The organism is Nitrosomonas ureae, assembly GCF_900108305.1.
Classification (GTDB): domain Bacteria; phylum Pseudomonadota; class Gammaproteobacteria; order Burkholderiales; family Nitrosomonadaceae; genus Nitrosomonas; species Nitrosomonas ureae_B.
On sequence record NZ_FNUX01000031.1, the window covers coordinates 24,967 to 31,620 of the forward strand.

A 6,654-nucleotide genomic window follows, 5' to 3' on the forward strand; every position below is an offset into this window, starting at 1 on the left:
AGTAAGCTATCGGCTATTGGTCGGAATCGCTGATCAGGCTGACATCCGCTTTGCACATTCCTTGCGCGAATTTTACCTTAATTTGATCACCGGAATGAATTTGTTTGCTGCTACGAATGATGGTGCCGTCTTTGGAATGAACGATGCTATAACCTCGCTCCAGTATTGATTGCGGGTTTAGATGTGATAACTGTATCTGTAAATGTTTTAGCTTGGAAAACAATATTTCGAAATAACGGGAATAGGCACAGCATAACCGTGAAACCAATTCATCTTGTTGTTCTTGTAATCGGGCAACCCGTGGGCGTGCTGTCATTAAGCGTTGATTGAAATCGAGCAATTTCCATTGTCTTTTCTCCAGCTGATATGCCCATGTTTTGATGAGACGGTCTTGCAAGTGCTGTTGATGAATGACTTGTTGTCTGATTTTGTCACTAGGATAAATTAACTGATGTGACAGAATGTCCACTTGCTGCATAGCGCGTTCGATACGATGCAAAGTGGTACGGCACATACGCTGATGAAATACATTCAATCGATGGCTCAATTCTGTCCGGTCCTTGCTAGTCAGTTCTGCAGCTGCAGTGGGTGTAGGGGCACGCATATCTGCAACAAAGTCCGCAATGGTAAAATCTGTTTCGTGTCCGATACCGCTGATAAGGGGGATTGAGCAGGTGTTAATAGCAAGCGCCACAGTTTCTTCATTAAATGCCCATAAGTCTTCAATGCTGCCGCCGCCGCGACAAAGTATCAGTACATCACATTCCGCCCGTTGGCACGCTGTTTTAATGGTTTCTGCAATGCTATTAGCAGCTGTTTTTCCTTGTACCAAGGTGGGGTAAATAATGACTGGCAAGGAGGGCATGCGGCGTTGTAATGTCGATAAGACGTCTTGTAGTGCTGCAGTATCCGGGGAAGTAATAATACCGACTTGTTGGGGAAAGATCGGCAATGGTTTTTTCTTCTCGGGATTGAATAATCCGGCTTGTTGCAGCTTGGATTTAAGCGTCTCGAACGCTGCAAATAACTCCCCTAGCCCCGTGCGCCGCATAGTTTCGACATTAAGCTGAAAATCACCGCGCGGCTCATATAGAGTAACCAATGCAAGCACTTCCACTTGCATTCCATCTATGGGATGCCAATCAATAAATTGATTCTTGTGACTGAATAACACGCAACGTACTTGCGCTTGATTATCTTTGAGAGAAAAATACCAATGACCTGATTGATAGCGCTTTAGATTGGATATTTCACCTTTAATCCATAATAATGGAATATTTTGCTCCAGTAACTGCTTGGTATTGTTGTTTAAATCGCTGACTGTCAATACCTTATGCACAAGGTTGTTTAGGGAGAACAGATTCATGTTTGACTGGTTGGATTTGTATGGATGAGAATCTTCTAATACTCTGAAATAAGTATCAAAGCTATTTGAGGAATTTGAGTATTTAAGCCTCATTCTGCCTGGCTTGGCTTGGTTAAAAATTTTTAATGTATATTCTATCACTGCATTACTACAAACCAATTGCTTGAATGTATCAGCGATAGCTTGAATCAAACATGTTGCCATATAAGTTTTCATAGTTTGAGATGCAAGACTGCATGCGATGATTATTGCAACTACACGTAAATTGTCACCGTTGTTGGCATCAAATTGCGCTTTGATAGGAACTGGATACCTGTTCTGGCAAGCTCACTCGACTGTGTCAAATTAAGACTATTAACCTATTTCCTTATCTGTTAATCTTACTCCTCAAAAGAACAAGATTGATTTATCTTTGAAAAGGATATTGACATTTAACCCCATAACAAGTTGTAATACGCGGTTCTATTGATAAAATAAATATTCACAGGAGCGTCAAATGAAACGTACTTACCAGCCTTCAGTAACTAAAAGAAAACGTACTCATGGATTTCTAGTGCGTATGAAAACGCGTAGCGGCGCTGCGATAATCCGCGCTCGTCGTGCAAAAGGCCGTGCCCGGTTGAGTGTTTAAATAATTTTGGGTTATATTTTTTATTTCTAGATTTTCTGAAATTCAATCTTTACCAAAGAATTGTAGATTACACAAAGCCTCTGAATTTGCTGCGATAATTAATTTTAAGCGTCTGATCAGCGGGGATTTGCTTCAAATTTATACAAAGCCGAATGGACTGGGTTACGCGCGTCTAGGGTTGATTGTTTCAAAAAAATTTGAACCCCATGCAACCAGGCGTAATCGGATTAAACGTATATTGCGAGAAACATTTCGGAGAAAACGGGGCAACGATAAAATAAAAGAAATGGATTGGTTGATACGATTAAGACGCCCTATGATCAAAAGTGAATCCAAAGGATTGACCACCGAAATGCAATTAATAATGCTCGAATTAAGCAATGTTACGATTAATAATTAGCATAAAAAATTTTATCGACATTGCAAGAATCCTATTCTGGCGACTATATACCGATTTAGCTCAACTTATTCGCAATATGCATGCGAAGCATACGAGAATATCTGGCCGATACTTGGAGCGCGGGTGATTATATGTCGTGTCCAAGTGCATTTCCTGGAGCAAGTAGTACGTGGATAGCCTTATCGAGAAAACCAACTTGATTTAAAAATAATGGAAACAAAAAAACTTCTACTCATCATCATTTTTTCCACCTCATTACTTTTTTTGTGGGATGCCTGGCAAAAAGAATTGTACCCTCCCAGCTCACAAGTGATGCCTGGTGCAACCTCAGCAGAGTCTTCCAATCAACGTCATGATCCTTTGCCGGTTCCTGGAGATGAATTGTCTGCTTCAGCAGCTGAATCCAGCGTTGCCTCAGGGATCGAGGGAGTCAGTTCATCTATAACACCTAATCTTTTCACCATAGGCGAAAAGATTCAGGTGAAAACGGACATGGTTATTGCCGAGATTGATACAGCGGGTGGCGATATCCGGCAATTGGGTTTGATCGAACACCCATCCCGGGAAGATATCAATAGGCCCTACGAGCTTTTATTGGATAAAACTGCGCGGTTTCAAGTCGCCCAATCCGGACTCATTGGCGACGGATTACCCAATCACAAAACAAAATATACCGTAGAGGATAATAAATATTCCTATCAGCTGGAACCCGGTCAGGAAAAGATTGTGATAAGGCTCGTGGCTCCCGAGGCAGACGGTATACAAGTCACAAAAATATATACCTTTCATCGCGGCAGCTATGTCATTGATGTTGAATTTGAGATCGCCAATCATAGCGAAGCAGCGATCATTCCGTTTTCCTACTTTCAGATGTTGCGGGATCCTAATGAGCCTGCCGGAGCTGGCGCCTTGGTTCATTCTTATACCGGGGCCGCAATGTATACGGATGAGGAAAAATTTCTGAAAATTAAATTTTCAGATTTGGACAAGAACAAAGCGGAATATCCAACCAATGCGGATAATGGATGGATAGCCATGCTGGAACATTATTTCCTGACTGCGTGGTTGCCTGAGCCCGGTTCGCCCCGCGAATATTTTGCCAAACGATTGGCTCCCAATCAGTATACTACCGGCGTTATTGCTCCTGTTGGCGCTGTGGAACCGAACCAGGTTAAAAACATTTCCATGTCTTTTTACGCCGGTCCGCAAGAACAGAATAAACTGGCCGAATTGGCCCCAGGACTTGAGTTGACAGTGGATTACGGATGGCTGACCGTTCTGGCTAAACCGCTATTCTGGCTACTTTCTTTTTATCATTCCTGGACGGATAACTGGGGTATCGCAATCATTCTCCTTACCCTGACGGTCAAGCTGATTTTCTTCCCGTTATCCGCCGCGGGCTATCGCTCGATGGCCAAATTGCGGGTAGTGACGCCTAAACTGCAACGTATTCGCGAGCAATACGCGAGTGATCGGCAGCGTATGCATCAGGCCATGATGGAGTTTTACAAGGAAGAAAAAATCAATCCCATGGGCGGGTGTTTGCCCATATTGGTTCAGATTCCCGTGTTTATTGCATTGTTCTGGACGTTATTGGCCGCTGTCGAGTTGCGTTACGCGCCATTAGCTTTGTGGATCACGGACATGTCGGTGCCCGATCCCTATTATGTGCTTCCAGTAATTATGGGAGTCTCGATGTGGGTTCAATCAAAGCTCAGTCCCACGCCCGCTGATCCAATACAAGCAAAAGTAATGCAGATTATGCCGATTGCGTTCAGCATTTTCTTCTTCTTTTTCCCGTCGGGACTTGTGCTTTATTCGCTTTGCAACAATATTCTTTCGATCGCGCAACAATGGCAGATCACGCGCATGTATGAGAACAAAGCTGAAGAGGAAGCCAATAAAGATAGAAATAAGAAGAAAACTAAAAATGGCTCGGAACCCGCTAAGGAAAATCTTCAATTGACGGTTTCTGTTGAAGATGCGGAAGCGAATACTGCTCCGGTCGAAGCGGCATCTGCAGTGAGTACAGACAAAAATGAAAAACCGCAGATAAAGCAAGCAGTTGCTTCGGGTAGAAATAAAGCACCCGTAAAACCAAAGAGCAATTCGATTGCTAAGAAAACAAAGAGAAAATAATCATGATCACCGGTTATCAGCCGCATGGATAACCGGTAATTTAGCCACTCATGCAGCCATTAGCAGGCCGTTCAAAAACGTTATCGAGGCAGTTGATGCAAGGCAAAAACAGATTCAAAATGCTCATTTATTAAGCATAAACTGCGCTTTTTCGCCTGTTCTTAACACTGCAGCGGCAACACAGATAGTTCTTCAACGAACTGTTAGGGAGTTGATACATAGTTAGCCCTAATATCATTGCAGCCATTGCGACACCGCCTGGGCGCGGTGGAATCGGTGTAATTCGCATTTCCGGCAATAACTTAGCAAAACTCGCCGAAGTAATTTTCGGCAAGCTCCCCAAACCACGCCATGCTAGCCTCGGTAAGTTTCTGGATACTGAGAGGCGGATCATCGATCAAGGTATTGTGCTTTACTTTCCAGGGCCTCACTCGTACACGGGTGAAGATGTGCTCGAACTGCATGGGCATGGCGGCCCGGCGGTCATGAATTTATTGCTCAAAAGCTGTCTTAACGCTGGCGCCCGTTTAGCGCAACCCGGCGAATTTACACTGCGTGCTTATCTCAATAATAAAATCGATTTAGTTCAGGCCGAGAGCGTCGCTGCTATTATCGAAGCCAGTACGCACGAGGCAGCGCGCTGTGCGATCAATTCTTTGCAAGGTCATTTTTCCGCCAGGATCGAAACACTGGTCGGTTTGCTGATCACGCTGCGGATGCTTATTGAAGCAACCCTGGACTTCCCGGAAGATGAAATCGACAATTTGAAGACTTTGCAAATTCGCGAAAAACTGGATCATATTGTTGCGCAGTTGGAACAAACACTTTCCGGTGCACGCCAGGGCAATTTGCTGCAAGAAGGTATCCGGATCGTTCTGGTGGGAGCGCCCAATGTCGGCAAATCCAGTTTGCTGAATCAATTGGTCGAAGAGGATGCCGCCATTGTCACGGAAATACCCGGAACCACTCGGGATACCATTCAACGCACCATTATCATGGCCGGAATGCCGATTCATATTGTGGACACTGCCGGACTGAGAGAAACCGGTGATATTGTCGAACAAAAAGGCATTGAACGAACACTGGCTGCAATTAAACGCGCCAATCTGGTGCTCCGGTTGCTGGATAGCAGCCAGCACCAGCCAGCTGCTCCTGATCCGATAAAACAATACATCCCCGATGACAAACCCCAAATCACCGTGTTCAACAAAATTGACTTGCGCAATGAGAACCCCAGGATGGAAGGGGATGACCACAACAGCAGTATTCATCTTTCGGCCAAAACCGGCGCGGGTATCGAATTACTGCGCCAAAAGATTTTGCACCTGGCAGGCTGGCAATTCAATCATGCCGGTGAAGGAATATTCATGGCCAGACAGCGCCATTTGGAGGCGTTGACACAAGCAAGCGCACATTTGCAAAATGCGCAGGAATATACGGAAGCCGAATACCAGCTGGAGCTTCTGGCCGAAGAATTGAGGCTAGCGCAATCCGCATTATCAACCATCACGGGTCAATTTACTGCGGATGACCTGCTGGGGGAAATTTTTTCGCATTTTTGCATTGGCAAATAGTGCAAGTATCCCGTACGCGATGTAAATTTTATTTTCAAAAACTACCTTAACTATAATTCATAGAAGCTGACTGCTGACTATTTGTGCTGCAAGTTTTCCTCACAATTGAGCATGATAGGGGTGTTGTCATATTCCTGTAATATATTATGGTTATTTTTCAAATAGATAACTATTAAATGAAGTTAAAGGATCGAAAATCTAGTCCGATTATAACCACCTCAAAAGCAATACTATTTTAATCTCTTCCGGGTCTAATTCCTCGCCCCTTGGAGTGAAGGCTGGTTGCAAGCCAGCAGCTTGAAGAGCGTTACTCAATACCCCGCCGCTTGCGACGGGGTGCGTTATTTACCTTGTTTGTGATCAATATGAATCAACTTGCACGCTATTCTTCAAAAATCGTTTTAGTCACAATGATTTTGGTAACCATACTGTTAGGTTATTTCTATTACTTAGTCATCCCTGAAAAAAGTACCCAACAATTGTTGTTGAGAAATTGAATCTGATATTTCCATTCAATGTGGAGAATAACTTTGGTTGGTTGGAT

Annotated in this window: 5 protein-coding genes; 4 read left to right on the plus strand and 1 reads right to left on the minus strand. The window is 43.9% G+C overall.

Going from position 1 to position 6,654, the window contains the following annotated elements; translation table 11 throughout:
* Window positions 1-13: 13 nt before the first annotated feature.
* Window positions 14-1,366 carry an exodeoxyribonuclease VII large subunit gene (gene xseA / locus C4S39_RS13440; RefSeq protein ID WP_103967470.1) on the minus strand — a complete coding sequence of 451 codons (1,353 nt, stop codon included), beginning with the start codon at window positions 1,364-1,366 and terminating at the stop codon, window positions 14-16.
* A gap of 496 nt (window positions 1,367-1,862) precedes the next feature.
* Here xseA and rpmH point away from each other — a divergent pair, with 496 nt between their 5' ends.
* From rpmH to mnmE, 4 genes are all read left to right on the plus strand, one after another.
* A complete protein-coding gene (rpmH, locus tag C4S39_RS13445; protein WP_103967466.1) occupies window positions 1,863-1,997 on the plus strand; it encodes a 50S ribosomal protein L34 in 135 nt (44 codons plus the stop codon).
* Between the two features lie 40 nt (window positions 1,998-2,037).
* The gene (gene rnpA / locus C4S39_RS13450) at window positions 2,038-2,397 is read left to right on the plus strand and encodes a ribonuclease P protein component (protein ID WP_258039453.1); all 360 of its coding nucleotides are present in this window, start codon (window positions 2,038-2,040) and stop codon (window positions 2,395-2,397) included.
* A gap of 210 nt (window positions 2,398-2,607) precedes the next feature.
* Window positions 2,608-4,536 (plus strand): membrane protein insertase YidC, encoded by a 1,929-nt coding sequence (gene yidC, locus C4S39_RS13455; protein ID WP_103967468.1) that lies wholly within the window; start codon window positions 2,608-2,610, stop codon window positions 4,534-4,536.
* A 218-nt stretch (window positions 4,537-4,754) separates the two neighbouring features.
* Window positions 4,755-6,110 carry a tRNA uridine-5-carboxymethylaminomethyl(34) synthesis GTPase MnmE gene (gene mnmE / locus C4S39_RS13460; protein ID WP_103967469.1) on the plus strand — a complete coding sequence of 452 codons (1,356 nt, stop codon included), beginning with the start codon at window positions 4,755-4,757 and terminating at the stop codon, window positions 6,108-6,110.
* Window positions 6,111-6,654 lie beyond the last annotated feature (544 nt).